Genomic DNA, 19351 nt, shown 5'->3' with positions numbered 1-19351 from the left:
ACCCCGCAACCGCACCGACGCAGGTTTGCCCCTTCGCAACGCGAAGGGGTCGCAGACTGGGGGGCGCCTTTTCTTTGGTGACTTTCTTTTGGCGAAGCAAAAGAAAGTTACTCGCTCGCCGGGCGACTCCCGGCCTCCGCCCTTAACAAAGGCATGCGGCCCAATCAGCAACCACAAGAAAACGCTACAAAATCAATAGCTACCACCGCATATCCCACTATCGCATCCACCCCAAAACCTGTCAAACAGGTCCCAACGCCATCAGTCCCGACGAAGTCGCCGACGCATCCCTCGCATGCCGCGTCTCCACCCGGTTGCGCCCCGCCCGCTTCGCGTCATAACAAGCCATGTCCGCCGCATACAACACCGACGGCACATCCTGCAAGCTGGCATCCAGCACCACCAGCCCGATGCTCACCCCCAGCGTAAAACTGCGCCCCTGGTACGACGGCTCCCACGCATGCACCGCCGCACGCAACTGCTCGGCCACGGCCTGGCCGCGTGCCAGCGCACAGCCGGGCAACACCACCGCAAACTCGTCCCCCCCCAGGCGCGCCGCCCAGCCGATCTGGCGCACATGGGATGCCAGCAGACGGGCTACATGGCGCAGCACATCGTCGCCCGCGTCGTGGCCCGCGATGTCGTTGACGACGGTGAAGTGGTCCAGGTCGAGGAACAGCACCACACCGTCGCCCTGCACATCGCTGCCATCCTCCTCGGCGGCAGGTGCGCGCTGGCGGGCGGACCGCTCGGCCATCAGCTGGCCCAGACGCTCGTCAAACGCGGCGCGGTTGTACAGCTGCGTGAGCGCATCGTGCGAGCGACCCCAGGACTGCTGCACCTGGGCCTCGCGCGCAGCGGTGATGTCTTCCAGGATCCACACGGTGCCACCATGCACCTCCTCGGGGCGCACGCCCCGGCCCTGCACGCGGGCCCACACGGGGGTGCCGTCCTTGCGCAGAAAACAGATGTCGCCGTCGAAAGCGCCGTGCGCCGCCACCTCGGCCCGCACGCGGGTGCCCACCTGGGCATAGTCGGCGTCGCTGGCGTACAGGGTGCGCGCGGGGCGGCCCTGCAACTCTTGCGCGGTGTAGCCCAGCATCACGCAGGCCTGGTGGCTCACTACCTCCAGCATGCTGTGGCGGGTGATGACGATGCCTACGGTGGCGCTGTCCAGCACGGCCTGAAACTGGCCGACCACCGTGTCCTTGCGCGACTGCTGCAGGCTGCCCTGCTGTACCAGGCCCTGGAACACACGCACCAGCTCGCCCACCTCGCCCCCCGCCTGGGGCCAGTGCATTTCGGCCGCTGGCAACTGGCGCGTGCTGGTCTTGAGCAACTGACGCGCCTTGAAGGTGAGCTGCGCCAAGGGCTGCGCCATCCAGCCCATCAAGGCCACAGCCAGCAGCATGCACAACAACATGCTGGCCACCGCCAGCCACCAGGCTTCGCGTTGAGCGCCACGCAGCGGTGCAAGCAACGCCTGCGACTGGCTCACGCGCGCCACGATCCACTGCGGCAGCGGCATGCCCGCCATGCTCACGATATGGTCGGACTGCACATGGGTCATGCCCCGCCCCACCACAGGCTGAGCCTGGCTTTGCCAGTGCGTGTACACGGGGGCCAGGCCCACTTCGTCACGCACCTGGCCCAGCACGCGGGTGGGGTCGGAGTGCGACAGGATGGTGCCGTCGCGGGTGAAGACGATGAGCTGCGAGTCATCGCGGGCAGGCAGCGTCATCGACGGTGGCAGCAAGCTTTGGGATTGCAGGCGCAACGCCCCTGCCACCACCCCCATCACCGTACCGTCTTCGCGGTGCAGCGGCATGGTGAACATGACCCGCGCCTCGCCCGTGCGCCCGGTGATCAGCTCGGACACCAGCGGCTTGCCATCCACCAACGTGCGGCGCAGGGCATCGCGCTCGGTGGGGTCCAGATCGGCGGCTTTTTCCAGTTGCCCGGCGCGAAGGCTCAGGCGCAGTTCGCCGTTGTCACGGGCCACCTGCATGGTGTCAAAGAACTGCACGGCAGGCAGGCCCTGCTGCAGCAGCCATTCCAGCGACGAGGGTGACTCCAGCATGCCCGGCGTGATGCCGGCGGCTACGGTGCGCAGCACCTTCTGGCTTTGTTCGATCTTGCTGGCGAGCAACCGGGCCACCACCTCGACCTCATCGGTCTGCTGGCTCACCACCCGACGCATCGCCTCCTGTCCTGAGGCGCGCGTCACCAGCCACGCCGCCACCGCCCCTGACAGGGCCACCGCCAGCGCCGCCACCAGCATGAGCCGCAGCACCAGTGCGCCAGGTACCAACCAGCCCGGCTCGGGGTTCGGCGCAGCCGTGGTGGCGGGCGGCGGCGTCATGGACGCTCCCGCACTGGAGGCTGATGGGCACGCTCAGAATGGGGCATGGGGACGGGTCGTTACAGACATGTCCCAACGAATATACGCAGGCCCTGTGCCCGGGGGCTTGGGTGGAACCCTTGGGTAAAGCCGAGGAAAAACCCTGAGCCTGCGGGTGCGCGAAGCAGGCGTGCGCAGGGCATCCGGTGCCGAGTCTCCAAGACAGCCCTATGGAGCAGCAGGCCTTGCTACAGCCGGGCGCCGCTGCTAAGCGGCACTACAAGGCACTACAGGCCTTGCAGTTTGTGCAAGAGCCCTAACAGCCTGCCATGGACTGCAACGCCCTGGGCTCGGGCAGCGCCAGCACATTGCCGGTGCCGTGGATCAGGCCCAGCTCGCGCAGGTGGCGCAGTACGCGCGAGAAGGTCTCGGGCGCAATGCCCAGCTGCGCGGCAATCAGGCGTTTGCGCTGGTGCAGGGTGACCTGCATGGCACCGCTTTGGTCGGGCTGTGCGTGGTTCAGAAGCCACTGCGCGCAGCGCGATTCGGCGTCTTGTGCGAGCCGGCTCACGGCCAGCTCAGACTGCTGCCGGTAGCCCTGGGCCATGTCCAGCAGCAGACCACGCGCGCCTGCAGGCATGGCTGCCAAGCTGCGGCGAAACTCTTCGATGGGCATGCGCCGCACATGCACACGCGTGTCGGCCACCATGTCCACCGGCAGCGGCAAGCCCATCAGTGCCGACGCGGCGTCAAGCCAGAACGGTCCCTCGACAGCACCCAGCTGGTGGCGCAGAAAACCGTCGTCCAGCACGCCGCGCAGCACGCGGCCGCTTTCGAGGTGCAACACCGTCGTCAGCACCTCGTTGCGCCTGCGCAGCACTTCGCCGGGGGCGATCACCTCGGTGTCAGCGGGCAGAGAAAAAAGGGTAGATGGCAGCATGGAAGCCACTTTGCCGTGCGGCTGCGCCTGCAGCATTGAGCCACATCAAAGCCGCACCATGTCGCCCGCCCTGCACGCCCCAGGTTTGCGCCAAAACACACGAAAACTGCGCCACCGGCGTGCATGGGCGCACCCAGCAAGGCCCGGCAACCTTGTAAACAGTTGTTGCACCAGGGCATGGAACTTGCGGTGTCCCGCCGGCGGGTCCCGCACTGCACCACGGTGCAACGGGGGCCGCCACTCTCCCTTGCACCTGCCGGACATCCGGCATCTTCACCCCCAGGAATCACTCCATGAAAAAAAACCTGATTGCACTGTCTCTATCGATTGGTGGCGCACTGCTGTGCACCACCGGGGCCCAGGCACAAAGCTCCGTCCAGCTGATGGGCTTGACCGACGTATTTGTGGGCTCCATGAAAAACGCCGGCGACGCCGGCAGCAGCAAGGTGGTCAACAGCGGCGGCATGACCACGTCGTGGTTCGGCGTAAAGGGCACCGAAGACCTGGGCGGCGGGCTCAAGGCCAACTTTGCGCTCACCTCGTTCATCAAGGTGGACAGCGGCATTCAAGGCCGCTTTGCCAATGACACCTTCTTCTCGCGCGACGCCAACGTGGGCCTGAGCGACAGCTGGGGCACCGTGACCGTGGGGCGTGGTCTGGCGCCCAACTTTCTGCCGTCCATCCTGTCCAACCCGCTGGGCGACTCGTTCACCTTTGCGCCGCTGATCCTGCACATGAACGTGCCCCTGTTCAACGGCACCGGCTGGGGCTCCACCACACCGTCCGACACGGGCTGGTCCAACGAAATCATCTACAGCACGCCCAACCTGGGCGGGCTGACCGCCAACCTGCACTATCAGTTTGGAGAGGTCGCGGGCGACAGCAGCAAGAAGAACGTGGGCATCAACGCGCTGTACTTCAACGGCCCCATCACCGTCACCGGCTTTTACGAGCGCGACCAGATGAGCAACCCCGCCGTGCCCAACACCTACCTGGGCACCACCAAAACCGACTGGATGCTGGGCGGCGCGTATGACTTTACCGTCGTGAAGGCCTTTGCCAGCTACGGCCAGGCCAAGGCCGACAACACCACCAACAAGGCCAAGACGACGCAGCTGGGGGTGTCGGTGCCCGCAGGCGCCACCGGCAAGGTGCTGGCATCGTGGGCGCAGACCAAGATGACGGCCACCGACATCTCGCGCAAGACCATCACTGTGGGGTATGACTACTTCCTGTCCAAGCGCACCGATGTGTACGTGATGGCAATGAACGACCGCATCACCCACCAGACCAAGGGCAACAGCTTCGGCGTGGGCATCCGCCACCGGTTCTGAGGCCTGCACACGGCGCCTGGGGCCTTTTTCAAGCCCCAGCAGCCCCAAGCGCTGGTGCAATATGTCTGAGCAGCTACAAAATTAGTAGCACTCGAAAATCGTTCACGTTGGTGTGTGTGGGGCCGGTGACCAGCAGGTCATCGAGCCCCGCAAAAAAGCCCCAGGCGTCGTTGCGCGCCAGGTGGTCGTCGATGCGCAGGCCTGCAGCGCCTGCGCGCTCCAGCGTATCGGGGCACACAAAGGCCCCCGCGTTGTCTTCGCTGCCGTCAATGCCGTCGGTGTCGGCGGCCAGCGCCCATACGGCGGGCTCGCCCTGTAGCCCCTGCGCCAGGCCCAGGCAAAACTCGCCCGCGCGCCCACCTCGCCCACGGGGCACATCGGGCGCACGCGGACGCACGGTGACGGTGGTCTCGCCCCCTGACAGGACCACACACGGCGCCGCAAACGGCTGGCCGCGCCGCGCCACCGCACGGGCCAGTGCCGCATGCACCTTGCCCACCTCGCGCGACTCGCCCTCGATCTCGTCCGACAGCACATGCGCAGGCAGCCCCGCAGAACGGGCCAGCGCGGCCGCGGCCTCCAGCGCCTGCTGGGGGGTGGCGATCATGTGCACGGCATGTGCGGCAAAACGCGCGTCGCCGGGTTTGGGCGTCTCCAGACGGCCTGCCTCCAGTGCGGTGCGGATGGCCGGTGGCACGTCGATGCCATAGCGCGCCAGAATGGCCAGCGCATCGGCGCAGGTGGTCGCATCGGGCACGGTGGGGCCGCTGGCGATCACCGAGGGGTCGTCACCCGGCACGTCGCTGATGGTGAGCGTGACCACGCGCGCTGGCGCACAGGCCGCCGCCAGGCGCCCGCCCTTGATGCGCGAGAGGTGCTTGCGCACGCAGTTCATCTCGCCAATGTGCGCGCCGCTGTCGAGCAGGGCGCGGTTGATGCGCTGCTTGTCTTCCAGCGTCACCCCGTCGCAGGGCAAGGTCAGCAGGGACGAGCCCCCGCCCGAGATCAGGCACAGCACCAGGTCGTGCTCCGTCAGCCCCTGGGTCAGATCCAGAATGCGCTGCGCCGCGGCCAGCCCCGCCGCATCGGGCACGGGGTGCGCGGCCTCGACCACCTCGATGCGCTGCGGCACGCCCGCAGGCCGGGGCGGCACATGCCCGTAGCGGGTGACCACCAGGCCCGACAGGGGCGCGTCCTGCGGCCACAGGGCCTCCAGTGCCTGGGCCATGGCGCCCCCCGCCTTGCCCGCGCCCAGCACCAGGGTGCGGCCCCCGCTCTCGCGGCTGGGCGGCTGGGGCAGCCACTGGCGCATGCCGTGCAGGGGTTGTGCGCTGTGCACTGCGGCATCAAACAGCGCCTTCAGAAAGGCGCGGGGATGGGTGCGGTAGTCCGGCAGGGAGGGACTGGCTGGCTGGGTTTCTGGGTGCATGCCGCGCATTGTGCAGCGGTAGTACCAGTCACGTTGCTGTAACCAGCCTGTCACACGCCACCGGTATCGTCGGCACCCTTGCTCAGGGACCCACAACAGCCATGCACAACACCCCATGGAGCCGACTGGAGGCGATGATGGCGCTGCTATCGCCCGCCGCCCGCCAGGGCACCGGCCCCCTGGCGCGGCTGATGCGCGAGGGCGGGCTGTACTGCGTGTTCCAGCCCCTGGCCGACCTGCGCGAGGGCCAGGTGTACGCACACGAGGCACTGATCCGAGGCCCCCAGAACACCCCGCTGCACACCCCCGACAAACTGCTGGAGCTGGCCCGGCACGAGGGCATCCTGCAGGACTTTGAGCTGCTGTGCGTTTACACCGCCATGGAGCAATGGGGCCGGCACGACGCGCCGGGCCGGCTGTTTGTGAACATCAGCGCCGATGCGCTGGTGCATGGCGTCCAGCTGATCGGCGCCACCGAGCTGGGCAACACCGTGCGCAGCCTGGGCCTGAGCGCTCGCATGCTGGTGCTGGAGATCACCGAGCACGAACGCGTGACCGACATGCCCCAGCTGCGCCAGGCCATCAAGGCCGTACATGCCTGCGGCGCGCGGCTGGCGCTGGACGACTTTGGCGATGGCCGCTCCAGCCTCAGGCTGTGGTCCGAGGTGAAGCCCGACTTCGTGAAGATCGACAAATACTTCATCCGCGACATCAGCGACCACCCCGAGAACCTGCAGATGCTGCAGGCCATCAAGGGCATTGCCGACGTGTTCGGCACCCAGCTCATCGCCGAAGGTATCGAAACCCGCGACGACCTGCGCGCGCTGCGCGACCTGGACATCCCCCTGGGCCAGGGCTGGCTGCTGGGCCGCCCGGCCATGGCGCCGCGCGAGGCGGTGGACGACGCAGCGCTGGAGGTCATGCACGACCGTCGCGTGGCCGTGCTTCCGCACCTGGGCCAGACCGCGCGCCCAGGCATCCTGCGCAGCCTGCTGGTGGTGCAGGCGCCCACCGCAGCGCCCGCCACCAACAACGACGCCGTGGCCGCCCTGTTCCGCCAGCACACGGACCTGCACGCGCTGGCGGTGGTGGACGGGTCGCGCCCCGTGGCCCTCATCAACCGCCAGCAGTTCATGAACCATTACGCCACGCCGTACTTCCGCGAGGTGCATGGCCGCAAGTCCTGCCTGGCGTTTGCCAACCTGGCGCCGCGCGTGGTGGAGCTGGACTGCGATGTGGACCAGCTCGTTGGCATCCTCACCTCACAGGACCAGCGCTACCTGAGCGACGGTTACATCGTCACCGACAACGGCCGCTACCTGGGCCTGGGCACCGGCGACCAGCTGGTGCGCGCCGTGACAGAGACCCGCATCGAGGCTGCGCGCCATGCCAATCCGCTCACCTTTTTGCCAGGCAACATCCCCATCAGCCTGCACATCCAGCGCTTGCTGGAAAGCGGCACCGAGTTCGTGGCCTGCTATGCGGACCTGAACAACTTCAAGCCCTTCAACGACCACTACGGCTACTGGCGCGGCGACCAGATGATCCGCCTGGTGGCGCGCCTGGCCACGGCACACTGCGACGCACGCAGCGACTTTGTGGGCCATGTGGGCGGGGACGACTTCATGCTGATCTTCCAGAGCAGCAACTGGCTGCAGCGCTGCAAGAACATCGTGGACGAGTTCGCACGCGAGGCCGTCACGCTGTTCGACGACAGCGCACGGCTGGCAGGCGGCATCCATGCCGAGGACCGGCATGGCGTGCAGCGGTTCTTTCCGTGCACCACGCTGGCCATCGGCGCCGTGCGCATCACGCCCGGGCGCTTTCGGCATGCCGAAGAAGTGGCCAACCTGGCCGCCGTGGCCAAACATGAGGCGAAGCAGGCATCCACGGGAGTGGTGCTGCATGGCGGGTTTACCGAGTCGAGCCTGGGGGCGGTGGCTGCCACGCGGGCGCTGCAGGATGTTTTGGCTGCGTAGGGCCTGTTTGGATCGCATACCCAGGACGCAACACCGACGCAAAAACGGTGTTCTGGCTTAACGGCATTGGGGCCTTGACGCTGCTCGGCTTAGAGCAAACAAGTCCGCTTGGGTCCCTTTGTAGCCGCTCGCTGAAACGTGAATCAGTCTTTGAAAATGCGTGTCCGGCGACTTATCGGGCACTCAAGTTCAAAGCAATGACGCCCAAAACAATGAAGCTTAGACCGGCCAGTCGAAGGAAGCTCGCCGACTCACCAAACCAGATCATTCCGAGCACCGCCGTCAAAGCTGTTCCGCTTCCCGCCCATACCGCATAGGTAAGTCCGACTTCCATATGCCGGACGACGATTGCCATAAGCCAGATAGCGGCGGAATAACAAAGCCCTGAAAGGACGGAAGGGAAAATACGTGTGAAGCCATCCGCATAGCGGAGTGCAATGGTTCCAACGACTTCCGCGAGCACGCTTGCCGCCAGTACAAGCCAAGCAAAGGTTGAGTCACGCACAGAGCACCTCTCAAGCCAGGCGCCTATACCGAGCGCGGCCAGAGGTTCTAAGAGCGGTACCCCGGATCAGTGTTGGAGATTATCAGAGGCGCGCCGAAACAGCCAAAGGCTCAGTCGCCCACGTCCGCTTCTTGGCGATTCTGTGAGCGACTGCTTCTGGCCGATTGCCGCGGCACTCAACACATTCAAGGCCCCGTTGCAGCCCCTGCCTCAAACCACTTCCCAATCAGCGCACGCTCCGCATCGGTGATGCCCGTGGCGTTGTTCATGGGCATGAGCTTTTGCACCACGGCCTGCTGGTAGATGGCCTGGGCGTGTTGCTTTACGCTGTCGGGCGAATCAAGCCGCAGGTTCTTCATCTGGACCTGCTCGCCGTGGCACATGTAGCAGCGCTGTTCCAGCACCGCCTGCACGGCCTTGAAGTCATTTTGGCCGCTAGCGCCGGTTTTATCTGCGCTGGCAGCTCCTGAAACAGGAGCATTCACCACGGGGGTGGCCATCGGTGCGGGGCGCATCCACACAATGGCGCACACGATCACGGCCACGCCGACCAGCGCATACGGCAGCGGATTGCCGTTGCGGCCGAGCTTGTAGCCGTGGCGCATCACGAAGAACTGGCGGATGGCGGCGCCCGCGAACATCATCAAGATCAGCACCAGCCAGTTTTGCGGGTGGCTCCAGGTGAAGCTGTAGTGGTTGCTCAGCATGGCAAACAGCACGGGCAGCGTGAAATAGGTGTTGTGCACGCTGCGCTGCTTGCCGCGTTTGCCGTGGATCGGGTCCACGGGCTGGCCGGCCTTGATCTGGCTGATGACCGTGCGCTGGCCGGGGATGATCCAGAAGAACACGTTGGCGCTCATGGACGTGGCGATCATCGCCCCCACCAGCAGGAAGGCCGCGCGGCCCGCAAACCAGTGGCAAGCCAGCCACGACGCCACGCACACCAGCACCAGGACCAGCGCGCCCACGATGGCATCGCCATTCTTGCGCTGGCCGAAGATGCGGCAGATGGCGTCGTACAGCAGCCAGAACACCACAAAGAAGCCCAGCGCCACCACGATGGCCGTGGCGGGCGCCCAGTCCATGCGCGACTTGTCGATGAGGTAGGTGCTGGCGCTGTAGAGATAGGACACGGTGAACAGCGCAAACCCGCTGATCCAGGTGCTGTAGCTCTCCCAGAAGAACCAGTGCAGGTGTTTGGGCAACTGCGGCGGCGACACCGCAAACTTGACCGGGTGGTAGAACCCGCCGCCGTGCACGGCCCAGAGCTCGCCGCTCACGCCTTGTTTCTTGAGGTCTTCATCCTCGGGCGGCGTGAGGCTGCTGTCCAGAAAAACGAAATAGAACGACGAGCCGATCCAGGCGATGGCCGTAATGACATGGACCCAGCGCAAAAGCAGGTTGGCCCAGTCGAGAAAGTAGCTTTCCATATCTCAACCTTGGTAGCGCGTACGCGCCACAACAGCAAACCTGCTCACCACTGCGGGCGCTCTGAGCAGACATTGAGGTCGCGCACCTTGGCCAGTGGGTTGCTGGCCGGGGCACCGCTGCGACCGGTACGTCAAAGTGTATGCAGGAATTGTTCCCGATTCCAGCCCCAACCTGGGGCATTCGGGGCCGGAATTACCCTCATTCCCCGGCCTTTGGCATTGTCTGCACTGTCTGCAGCAACTGCGCTGCCACGGCCACGGCAATCACCTCAGGCTCCTTGCCCCCGATGCCGGGGATGCCGATAGGGCAGGTCACCTGCGCCAGCTCCTCGGGTGCGAACCCGCGCCCATGCAGGCGGTTGCTGAAGGTGGCCCACTTGGTCTTGCTGCCGATCAGCCCGATGAACGGCAGGTCACCCTGCTCGCGCTGGCGGCGCAGGCAGGCGGCCACCACGTCCAGGTCTTCGGCGTGGCTGAAGCTCATGATCAGCACGCGGCTGCCGGGTGCCAGGCGGGGCACGGCCCATTGCACCGGCTCCGAGTGTTCGCAGACCACGCCCTCGGGCGGGTCGGGCGGGAAAATGCCGTCCCGGCTGTCGATCCAGGTCAGGGCAAAGGGCAGTGGCGCCAGCACGCGGGCCAGCGCGTGGCCCACATGCCCGCCGCCAAACAGGGCCACCGGGTGCAGGCGGGGCGTGAGGCGCTGGGCCAGTCCCGGGGCGTCTTGCGCCGTGAGCCACTCAAACCCCAGGTACACCACCCCGCCGCAGCACTGGCCCAGCGCCGGGCCCAGCGCAAACCGCATCGGCCCAAGCGCCGTCACCGGCCCGCCCGCCAGGCGGCGGCGCGCCTCGGCAATCGCCTGCAACTCCAGATGCCCGCCGCCGATGGTGCCCACCAGCTGGTCGGCAAACACCGCCATCCAGGCGCCGTGCTCCCGGGGCACGGACCCTTGGGTAGACTCCACGGTCACCAGACAGGCTGGCGCGGCCCTCAGGCCGTCCAGCAGCATTTGCAAATTTGTCACCGCGATCCTTTTCGTGACGGACGCAAAACGGGGCCAGGCAAGCGGCTCACCCTCCGGTGAGGCTGCTGCTGCATCCCCCTTTGCAGCCGTCGTCATTTTGTAACGTACCACCTTCGCCGCTGGGTTATCGTGCCCGCAGCCTCAGGAACCTTTCACACCATGCCCGACACGCCCTCTCCCCGCTCCACCGGAAAGCGCAGCCACTGGTTGCTGGCAGGCATCATGGCCGTGGGTGCGGCGCTGGTCTCGGCCTGCAAGTCCCCGCCAGAGCCCACGCCAGCCCCCGCTCCCGATAGCGTCCCCTCCACCGGTCCGGATGCCAGTGGCGTCAAGGGCCCCGTGCCCGCCACGGCCGGATCTGCACGCCCCTCGGCCGCTGCCACGCCGCTGGCCTACCGCCAGGATGCGGCTACGCACCTCTATGGCCTGAACCGCGAGCGCATCTTCAAAGGCAAGCTGCCGCCGCAGCTGTATGCCATCGGCGTGCTGCAGCTCGACATCGACCGCGCGGGCAAGATCACCCGCCTGCACTGGATGCGCGCCCCGCGCCATGCCCCCGAGGTGGTCACAGAGATCGAGCGCACGGTGCGCGCTGCAGCCCCGTTTCCTGTCCCGGCCCGCATGGGCAAGGTCACCTACACTGAGACCTGGCTGTGGGACAAGAGCGGGCACTTTCAGCTCGATACGCTGACCGAAGGGCAGTTGTAGCGACATCCCCCTGAGCGGATACGCCGCTTCCCCCTTCTCTCGAAATCGCTGCGCGACTTCAGGAAGGGGAACGATGCCCTCGCTGCGGGGCGGCCCTTGCTCGGCATCCCCGGCCTGGGCCACGTTGACTTCCAGGCCGCGCCCCACACCGCCCTCTGGCAGCGCTAGCTACGAGCCTCGGTAGGTCGAATAGCTCCAGGGGCTGACCAGCAGTGGCACGTGGTAGTGCTGGTCGGCATGCGCAATGCCAAAGTCCAGGCTCACCTGGTTCAAAAAATTCGGCTCGGGCAGTTGCACGCCCCGGGCCTTGAAGTAGCCCGCCACGTCAAAGCGCAGCCGGTAGGTACCGGTGCGCAGGCTGGCGTTGTCGAACAGCGGGGCATCGGTGCGGCCATCGTGGTTCAGCACCAGGCGCTTGATGAGGGTGGCATTGTCGCCGTCGGTGGAATACAGGGCCACCTCCATGCCGGCGGCGGGGCAGCCGTTCATGGTGTCCAGAACGTGGGTGCTCAATCCCATGGGGGAATCTCCTGAAGTAAGAGTCGGTCCGATCGGCGACGATTGCAGATCGCAGTGTGTAGACCAAAAGTGTATACACTTTTCACCATCCACCGTATCATGCAGCCATGGAATCTTCCTCCACCAGCGCCATCGTCGAAGCGCTGACCCGCGCCATCGTAGAGCACCGCCTGCAACCTGGCACCAAGCTGGCCGAGCAAAAGCTGGCCGACCACTTTGGTGTATCGCGCACGCTCGTGCGCCAGGCGCTGTTCCAACTCGCACAAAACCGCCTGGTCACGCTGGAGCCCGCGCGTGGCGCGTTTGTGGCGACGCCCTCGGTTGAGGAGGCGCGCCAGGTGTTTGCCGTGCGCCGCATGCTGGAGACCGAGATGACCCGCGCCTTTGTGCGCAGCGTGACGCCTGCCAAGATCAAGGCCCTGCGCGCCCATGTGGCCAGTGAGAAGGCGGCCATGGGCACGCACGACGCCAGCACCCGCACCGAGCTGCTGGGCGACTTTCATGTGCGCATGGCCGAACTGATGGGCAACGAGGTGCTGGCGCAGATGCTGGGCGACCTGATCTCGCGCTGCGCCCTCATCACGCTGATGTACCAGTCGGCCAGCGCAGCAGAACACTCGCACGAGGAGCATGCCGACATCGTGACAGCCCTGGCCGCGCGCGACGAAGAACGTGCCGTCGCCTTGATGCAAAGCCACCTCGAACATGTTGAAGCCAGCCTGACCTTTGACCGCAAGCGCCCGGCCAGCGACCTGGCCGCCGCGCTGGCCTCTTGAAAACCCATACACCATGATCTACGACGCAACCCAGGCCTACCCCCGCGACCTCATCGGCTACGGCAAGAACCCGCCTCATGCACAGTGGCCGGGCGGTGCGCGCATTGCCGTGCAGTTCGTGCTCAACTACGAAGAAGGCGGCGAAAACGCGGTGCTGCACGGCGATGCGGGCAGCGAGCAGTTCCTGTCCGAAATGTTCAACCCGGCCAGCTACCCCGAGCGGCACATGAGCATGGAGGGCATTTATGAATACGGATCGCGCGCTGGCGTGTGGCGCATCCTGCGCGAATTTGAAAAGCGCCAGCTGCCCCTCACGGTGTTTGGCGTGTCCACGGCCCTGCAGCGCCACCCAGACCTCACTGCGGCGTTTGTGGAGCTGGGCCACGAGATTGCCTGCCATGGCCTCAAGTGGATCCACTACCAGCACATCCCCGAAGACGTCGAGCGCGCGCACATGGCCGAGGCCATGGCCATCATCGAGCGCCTGACGGGCCCACGAGGAGGCTCGGAAGGCCAGGTGCATGGCTTGGGCTGGTACACCGGCCGCGACAGCCCCAACACCCACCGCCTGGTGGCCGACCATGGCGGCTTTGAATACGACAGCGACTACTACGGCGACGACCTTCCCTTCTGGATGAAGGTGCAAAAGACCGACGGCAGCACAGCGCCCCAGCTCATCGTGCCCTACACGCTGGACTGCAACGACATGCGCTTTGCGCTGCCCCAGGGCTATTCGCACGCCGACCCGTTCTTTCAGTACATGAAGGACACCTTTGATGCGCTGTACGCCGAGGGCGACCCCGCTGGCGACAACGCGCCCAAGATGATGAGCATTGGCATGCACTGCCGCCTGCTGGGCCGCCCAGGCCGCATCACGGCGCTGCAGCGTTTTCTGGACCACATCGCACAGCATGACAAGGTGTGGGTGGCCCGCCGCATCGACATCGCGCGCCACTGGAAGGCCGTGCACCCCTACCCCACCAAAAAGGCCTGACGACCATGGCATGGACCCTTGACCAACTGAACGCCGCCACGCCAGCGCAGGCCCTGGATGCGCTGGACGGCGTGTACGAGCATTCCCCCTGGATTGCCGAGCAGGCGCTCGCGCAGCGGCCGTTCCGCTCGCTGGCGCACCTCAAGCACGCCATGGCCCACGCCGTGCGCACCGCCAGCACCGATGCACAGCTGGGCCTGATCCGCGCCCACCCCGAGCTGGCGGGCAAGGCCATGGTGGCAAAAAACCTCACGGCCGAATCGACCAACGAACAATCCAAGGCGGGCCTGACCCAGTGCACGCCCGAAGAGTTCGCACGCATCCAGCAGCTCAACGCGGCCTACAACGCGCGGTTTGGCTTCCCTTTCATCCTGGCCGTGCGTGGACCGCGTGGCGCGGGGCTGAACAAGCAGCAGATCATCGATACCTTTGCGCGGCGGCTCGACAACCACCCGGAGTTCGAGGTGGCAGAGGCCTTGCGCAACATCCACCGCATCGCCGAAATCCGCCTGAACGACAAGTTCAGCGCCGAGCCCTTGCTGGGCAACGACGTGTGGGACTGGCATGAAAAGCTGGCCGAACACTCTGACCCCGGCTTTGCCGAAAAGGGCCAGCTCACCGTCACCTACCTCACCGACGCACACCGCGCCTGCGCCCAGCGCATCAGCCACTGGATGCGCGACTGCGGCTTTGACGAGGTGGAAGTGGACGCCGTGGGCAACGTGGTAGGACGGTATCGCGCCGCAACACCCGGTGCGAAATACCTCATGACGGGCTCGCACTACGACACCGTGCGCAATGGCGGCAAGTACGACGGGCGCCTGGGTATCTTTGTGCCCATGGCCTGCGTGCGCGAACTGCACCGTGCGGGCCGGCGCCTGCCGTTTGGCATCGAGGTCATCGCTTTTGCCGAAGAGGAGGGCCAGCGCTACAAGGCTACCTTCCTGGGTTCGGGCGCGCTCATCGGGCACTTCAACCCGGCCTGGCTCGACCAGAAGGATGCCGATGGCGTGACCATGCGCGCGGCCATGCAGCACGCAGGGTTGTGCATCGACGACATTGCCAGGCTGCAGCGCGACCCGGCGCAGTACCTGGGCTTCATTGAAGTCCACATCGAACAGGGCCCGGTGCTCAATGAGCTAGATCTGCCCCTGGGCGTGGTCACTTCCATCAATGGGGGCGTGCGCTTTGTGGGCGAGATGATCGGCACCGCCAGCCACGCAGGTACCACCCCCATGGACCGCCGCCGCGATGCGGCAGTGGCTGTGGCGGAGCTTGCGCTGTATGTCGAGCAGCGCGCCGCCCAGGACGGAGACTCGGTGGGCACGATAGGCCTGCTCAACGTCCCCGGCGGCTCCATCAACGTGGTGCCGGGCCGCTGCCAGTTCAGCCTGGACCTGCGTGCGCCCACCGATCCGCAACGGGACGCGCTGGTGCGCGATGTGCTGGACCACCTGGGCCAGATCGCTGCCCGGCGCGGCCTGCGCTACACGCTGGAGGAATCCATGCGCGCTGCAGCAGCCCCCAGCGCCCCGGCCCTGCAGCACCATTGGGAGCGCGCGGTGGACCACCTGGGCGTACCCGTGTTCCGCATGCCCAGTGGCGCAGGCCACGATGCCATGAAGCTGCACGAAATCATGCCGCAGGCCATGCTGTTTGTGCGCGGAGAAAACTCCGGCATCAGCCACAACCCGCTCGAATCCACCACCAACAACGACATGCAGCTGGCCGTGGACGCCTTCACCCAGGTGTTGCACCAGCTTGCCGAGGAAACCCACCCATGACTACACCCACCCCGGCCTCTTACGCCGCCCTGGACGCCTGGATCGACCAGCACTTTGATGAAGAAGTGCGCTTCTTGCAGGCCCTGGTGCGCGTACCCACCGACACCCCGCCCGGCAACAACGCGCCCCATGCCGAGCGCACGGCAGAGCTGCTCACCGAGTTTGGCTACGCGGCAGAAAAACACGCCGTGCCTGCCGCTGATGTGTTGGCCTACGGCATGGAATCCATCACCAACCTCATCGTGCGCCGCCCCTACGGTAGCGGCGGCAAGACCATCGCACTGAACGCCCACGGCGACGTGGTGCCGCCCGGCGAAGGCTGGGCACACGACCCCTATGGCGCCGAGATCGTCGATGGCGCCATGTATGGCCGCGCCACCGCCGTGAGCAAGAGCGACTTTGCAAGCTTCACCTTTGCCGTGCGGGCCCTCGAAGCTGTGGCCAGGCCCACCCAGGGCGCGGTGGAGCTGCACTTCACCTACGACGAAGAGTTTGGCGGCGAACTCGGCCCCGGCTGGCTGCTGCAAAAGGGACTGACAAAGCCCGACCTGATGATTGCCGCCGGCTTCAGCTACGAAGTGGTCACCGCACACAACGGCTGCCTGCAGATGGAAGTGACGGTGCACGGCAAGATGGCCCATGCCGCCGTGCCCCACACCGGCGTGGATGCCCTGCAGGGCGCCGTGCACATCCTGAACGCGCTGTACGCACAGAACGACGAGTACAAGAAGGTCACGTCCAAGGTCGAGGGGATCAAGCACCCCTACCTGAACGTGGGCCGCATCGAGGGCGGCACCAACACCAACGTCGTACCCGGCAAGGTGATGTTCAAGCTAGACCGCCGCATGATCCCCGAGGAAAACCCGGTGGAGGTCGAAGCCAACATTCGCCGCGTGATTGAACAGGCAGCAGGTGAGCGCGCCGGTATCAGCGTGGAGATCAAGCGCCTGCTGCTGGCGAATACGATGACGCCGCTGGCGGGCAACAAGCCCCTGGTCGATGCGATCCAGCAACATGCCCAGGCCGTGATTGGTGAACCTGTCCCTGCCGTGGGCACACCGCTCTACACCGATGTGCGCCTGTATGTGGAGCGCGGCATTCCCGGCGTGATTTACGGCGCAGGCCCCCGCACGGTGCTCGAATCTCACGCCAAGCGCGCCGACGAGCGCCTGCAACTCGAAGACCTGCGCCGCGCCACCAAGGTGATTGCGCGGACGTTGAGCGACTTGCTCGCGTGAAGGGCCAAAAAGGGCCGTCAGTAATGCATGCAGCACATCCGTGCTGAGCTGCAATGTCATGACGAGATTGCCTCTGGCAGCCCCTTGACCGACCTACACTGGCGCGGGCGCATCCATCGGCTGGGTGCGCCCGTTGTCATTTCCAGATTCCACACACCAGGAGATATCCCATGAACATTCGTCATACGCTGCTGGCTGGCAGCGTTGTGCTGGCCCTGGCCAGCCTCACGGCCTGCGGCAGCACGCCGCCGGTATCCACGGCTGCACCCGCGCCCGCAGTGCAGCAGACGGCATCAGCCCAGGCCGCCAGCGCCGCCTACGACTTCGACATGGATGTGTTTCACCCGGTGGTGGCGCGCAATGGCATGGTCGCCACCGAGCAGGAGCTGGCCTCACAGATCGGCCTCGACATCCTCAAGGCGGGTGGCAACGCGGTGGACGCGGCCGTGGGCATTGGCTTTGCGCTGGCCGTGGCCCTGCCCAACGCGGGCAACCTGGGTGGTGGCGGCTTCATGATGGTGCACGACGCCAAGACCGGCAAGAGCGTGGCGCTGGACTTCCGCGAAGTGGCGCCATTGAAGGCCACGCGCGACATGTACCTGGATGCCAAGGGCAATGTGGTGGACGGCAAGTCGCTGTACACCCACTATGCCGTGGGCGTGCCCGGCACCGTGGCGGGCATGGAACACGCACTCAAGAGCTGGGGCACCCTTCCCCTGTCGCGTGTGATCGCCCCAGCCATCGAACTGGCGGACAAGGGCTTCCCGGTGAGCGAGACGCTCGCCAAGATCCTGCAGCAGGAAAAGAAGAACATGGGCAAGTGGCCTGCCACCCAGGCCATCTTCTGGAAGAACGGCGAACCCCTGAAGGTGGGTGACCCGCTGGTGCAAAAAGACCTGGCGCAGTCCATGCGCCTCATCGCCCAGCAGGGCGCCAAGGCGTTCTACGAAGGCGAGATCGCCCAGAAGATCGCTGCCGAGATGGCACCACACGCAGGCGCCATCACCCTGCAGGACCTGCGCGAGTACAAGGTGGCCGAGCGTGCACCCACGCGCGGCACCTACCGGGGCTATGAGATCGTGACCATGCCGCCACCCTCCTCCGGCGGCCCGCATCTGGTGCAGATCCTGAACATGCTGGAGCCCCTGCCCTTGGCCCAGTGGGGGCCCAACAGCGCACAGACTATTCACCACATGGCCGAGAGCAGCAAATTGGCCTATGCCGACCGCTCCGAATACCTGGGCGACCCGGACTTCGTGAAAATTCCGCTGAAGGGCCTGACCTCCAAGCGCTACGCCGAATCGCTGGCCAAGGGCATCGATGCCAACCGCGCGCGCCCGGCCAAGGAGATCAAGCCCGGCCAGCCCCAGCCGTATGAAAGCGACCAGACCACCCACTACTCGGTGGTGGACAAGGCGGGCAACGCCGTGGCCGTGACCTACACGCTCAACACCAACTTCGGCAGCGGTATCGTCGCCAAGGGCACGGGCATCCTGCTCAACAACGAGATGGACGACTTCTCGGCCAAGCCCGGCGTGGCCAATGCATACGGCCTGGTCGGCGGCGACGCCAATGCCGTGGCCGCCAAGAAGCGCCCCCTGTCGTCCATGACCCCCACCTTGGTGCTGAAAGACGGCAAGCCCACGCTGGTGACTGGCAGCCCCGGCGGCGCGCGCATCATCACCACGGTGCTGCAGACGTTGGTGAACACCATCGACTTTGGCATGAACCCGGCGGAAGCTGCGGCAGCACCCCGCGTGCACCACCAGTGGACGCCGGACGAGCTGCGCGTGGAGAAGGGCCTGTCGCCCGACACTATCGCGCTGCTCAAGCAGCGTGGCCACAACATCGCGGTGAAGCCTTCGATGGGACGCACGCAGACCATCCAGATCCGTGGCGGCGCGCTGTACGGCTACTCCGACCCCCGCAACCCCGACGGCAAGACCCTCGGCTACTGATTGCCAGCCCCCCGCCTCGCGCGGGATGTTTTAGTTGTCTGTATGTGCCAGGCCACGCCCCACAAGGGCGTGGCCTTTTTCGTTTCAACGCTCGATTCGGCATGCGGGCATACCCCCATACCGCCAACCGCCAGACTTGCCTACAGTTCTTGTATGCAAGATTTGCGTTCAAAAGCTACTGAAGGAGTTGGCATGCCCCGGTTTTTCAAATCCCTTTTTGGCCAGGTGGTGCTGGCCCTGATAGCCGGTGTGGTGGTGGGCCTGGTCTGGCCCGACACCGCCATCGCACTCAAGCCCCTGGGCGACGGTTTCATCAAGCTCATCAAGATGCTGATCCCGCTCATCGTCTTTTGCGTGGTGGTGCATGGCATTGCAGGCACCGGCGACCT

General features: G+C 65.8%; 16 protein-coding genes. 9 read left to right on the top strand and 7 right to left on the bottom strand.

The window, feature by feature from the left end:
• Window positions 1–241: 241 nt before the first annotated feature.
• Window positions 242–2362 carry a diguanylate cyclase gene (locus ISS20_RS15615; protein ID WP_291437943.1) on the bottom strand — a complete coding sequence of 707 codons (2121 nt, stop codon included), beginning with the start codon at window positions 2360–2362 and terminating at the stop codon, window positions 242–244.
• 295 nt (window positions 2363–2657) lie between these two features.
• Window positions 2658–3281 carry a Crp/Fnr family transcriptional regulator gene (locus ISS20_RS15610; protein ID WP_291437942.1) on the bottom strand — a complete coding sequence of 208 codons (624 nt, stop codon included), beginning with the start codon at window positions 3279–3281 and terminating at the stop codon, window positions 2658–2660.
• A gap of 293 nt (window positions 3282–3574) precedes the next feature.
• On the opposite strand from ISS20_RS15610, the gene ISS20_RS15605 reads away from it, so the two are divergent.
• Window positions 3575–4615, top strand: a complete 1041-nt coding sequence (locus tag ISS20_RS15605) for a porin (RefSeq protein ID WP_291437941.1) — start codon at window positions 3575–3577, stop codon at window positions 4613–4615.
• A 73-nt stretch (window positions 4616–4688) separates the two neighbouring features.
• Here the strand turns inward: ISS20_RS15605 and ISS20_RS15600 are convergent, their stop codons facing one another.
• Window positions 4689–6044 (bottom strand): glycerate kinase, encoded by a 1356-nt coding sequence (locus ISS20_RS15600; RefSeq protein WP_291437940.1) that lies wholly within the window; start codon window positions 6042–6044, stop codon window positions 4689–4691.
• A 101-nt stretch (window positions 6045–6145) separates the two neighbouring features.
• Between ISS20_RS15600 and ISS20_RS15595 the strand changes: the two genes are divergently transcribed.
• A complete protein-coding gene (locus ISS20_RS15595) occupies window positions 6146–8023 on the top strand; it encodes a phosphodiesterase (RefSeq protein WP_260666535.1) in 1878 nt (625 codons plus the stop codon).
• Window positions 8024–8195: 172 nt separating this feature from the next.
• On the opposite strand, the gene ISS20_RS15590 is transcribed toward ISS20_RS15595, so the two are convergent.
• From ISS20_RS15590 to xdhC, 3 genes are all read right to left on the bottom strand, one after another.
• On the bottom strand, window positions 8196–8528 hold the full coding sequence (locus tag ISS20_RS15590; protein ID WP_291437939.1) for a multidrug efflux SMR transporter: 333 nt from the start codon (window positions 8526–8528) through the stop codon (window positions 8196–8198).
• 185 nt (window positions 8529–8713) lie between these two features.
• Window positions 8714–9958, bottom strand: coding sequence for a urate hydroxylase PuuD (locus tag ISS20_RS15585; RefSeq protein WP_291437938.1), 1245 nt, complete (start codon window positions 9956–9958; stop codon window positions 8714–8716).
• Between the two features lie 199 nt (window positions 9959–10157).
• Window positions 10158–10985, bottom strand: coding sequence for a xanthine dehydrogenase accessory protein XdhC (gene xdhC, locus ISS20_RS15580; protein WP_291437937.1), 828 nt, complete (start codon window positions 10983–10985; stop codon window positions 10158–10160).
• A gap of 159 nt (window positions 10986–11144) precedes the next feature.
• Between xdhC and ISS20_RS15575 the strand changes: the two genes are divergently transcribed.
• Complete coding sequence (locus ISS20_RS15575; protein WP_082522390.1) at window positions 11145–11693, top strand: hypothetical protein; 549 nt, start codon at window positions 11145–11147, stop codon at window positions 11691–11693.
• 168 nt (window positions 11694–11861) lie between these two features.
• Here the strand turns inward: ISS20_RS15575 and uraH are convergent, their stop codons facing one another.
• Window positions 11862–12212, bottom strand: a complete 351-nt coding sequence (gene uraH / locus ISS20_RS15570; RefSeq protein WP_015012870.1) for a hydroxyisourate hydrolase — start codon at window positions 12210–12212, stop codon at window positions 11862–11864.
• Window positions 12213–12319: 107 nt separating this feature from the next.
• Between uraH and ISS20_RS15565 the strand changes: the two genes are divergently transcribed.
• The 6 genes from ISS20_RS15565 to ISS20_RS15540 form a co-directional block, all read left to right on the top strand.
• Complete coding sequence (locus ISS20_RS15565; protein WP_291437936.1) at window positions 12320–12988, top strand: GntR family transcriptional regulator; 669 nt, start codon at window positions 12320–12322, stop codon at window positions 12986–12988.
• 13 nt (window positions 12989–13001) lie between these two features.
• On the top strand, window positions 13002–13982 hold the full coding sequence (gene puuE / locus ISS20_RS15560; protein WP_291437935.1) for an allantoinase PuuE: 981 nt from the start codon (window positions 13002–13004) through the stop codon (window positions 13980–13982).
• A 5-nt stretch (window positions 13983–13987) separates the two neighbouring features.
• Entirely contained in the window at window positions 13988–15766 is a 1779-nt protein-coding gene (gene uraD / locus ISS20_RS15555) for a 2-oxo-4-hydroxy-4-carboxy-5-ureidoimidazoline decarboxylase (protein ID WP_291437934.1), read from the top strand.
• Window positions 15763–17004, top strand: a complete 1242-nt coding sequence (locus ISS20_RS15550) for an ArgE/DapE family deacylase (protein ID WP_291437933.1) — start codon at window positions 15763–15765, stop codon at window positions 17002–17004. Before uraD ends, ISS20_RS15550 begins: the two co-directional genes overlap by 4 nt.
• Before the next feature lie 170 nt (window positions 17005–17174).
• The gene (gene ggt / locus ISS20_RS15545) at window positions 17175–18962 is read left to right on the top strand and encodes a gamma-glutamyltransferase (RefSeq protein WP_291437932.1); all 1788 of its coding nucleotides are present in this window, start codon (window positions 17175–17177) and stop codon (window positions 18960–18962) included.
• A gap of 192 nt (window positions 18963–19154) precedes the next feature.
• The coding region (locus ISS20_RS15540; RefSeq protein ID WP_291437931.1) for a cation:dicarboxylase symporter family transporter at window positions 19155–19351 on the top strand (197 nt) is incomplete at its 3' end.

The organism is Acidovorax sp. (assembly GCF_016783915.1).
Classification (GTDB): Bacteria; Pseudomonadota; Gammaproteobacteria; order Burkholderiales; family Burkholderiaceae_C; genus Acidovorax.
The sequence above is the reverse complement of the archived record's forward strand: the minus strand, read 5'-3'. Positions and strand labels throughout refer to the sequence as shown.

Excerpts from the sequence above, each read along its gene's own strand:
- ISS20_RS15615 (WP_291437943.1), bottom strand. The coding sequence starts at position 2,362 with ATGACGCCGCCGCCCGCCACCACGGCTGCGCCGAACCCCGAGCCGGGC.
- ISS20_RS15610 (WP_291437942.1), bottom strand. The coding sequence starts at position 3,281 with ATGCTGCCATCTACCCTTTTTTCTCTGCCCGCTGACACCGAGGTGATC.
- ISS20_RS15605 (WP_291437941.1), top strand. The coding sequence starts at position 3,575 with ATGAAAAAAAACCTGATTGCACTGTCTCTATCGATTGGTGGCGCACTG.
- ISS20_RS15600 (WP_291437940.1), bottom strand. The coding sequence starts at position 6,044 with ATGCACCCAGAAACCCAGCCAGCCAGTCCCTCCCTGCCGGACTACCGC.
- ISS20_RS15595 (WP_260666535.1), top strand. The coding sequence starts at position 6,146 with ATGCACAACACCCCATGGAGCCGACTGGAGGCGATGATGGCGCTGCTA.
- ISS20_RS15585 (WP_291437938.1), bottom strand. The coding sequence starts at position 9,958 with ATGGAAAGCTACTTTCTCGACTGGGCCAACCTGCTTTTGCGCTGGGTC.
- ISS20_RS15575 (WP_082522390.1), top strand. The coding sequence starts at position 11,145 with ATGCCCGACACGCCCTCTCCCCGCTCCACCGGAAAGCGCAGCCACTGG.
- uraH (WP_015012870.1), bottom strand. The coding sequence starts at position 12,212 with ATGGGATTGAGCACCCACGTTCTGGACACCATGAACGGCTGCCCCGCC.
- ISS20_RS15565 (WP_291437936.1), top strand. The coding sequence starts at position 12,320 with ATGGAATCTTCCTCCACCAGCGCCATCGTCGAAGCGCTGACCCGCGCC.
- puuE (WP_291437935.1), top strand. The coding sequence starts at position 13,002 with ATGATCTACGACGCAACCCAGGCCTACCCCCGCGACCTCATCGGCTAC.
- uraD (WP_291437934.1), top strand. The coding sequence starts at position 13,988 with ATGGCATGGACCCTTGACCAACTGAACGCCGCCACGCCAGCGCAGGCC.
- ISS20_RS15550 (WP_291437933.1), top strand. The coding sequence starts at position 15,763 with ATGACTACACCCACCCCGGCCTCTTACGCCGCCCTGGACGCCTGGATC.
- ggt (WP_291437932.1), top strand. The coding sequence starts at position 17,175 with ATGAACATTCGTCATACGCTGCTGGCTGGCAGCGTTGTGCTGGCCCTG.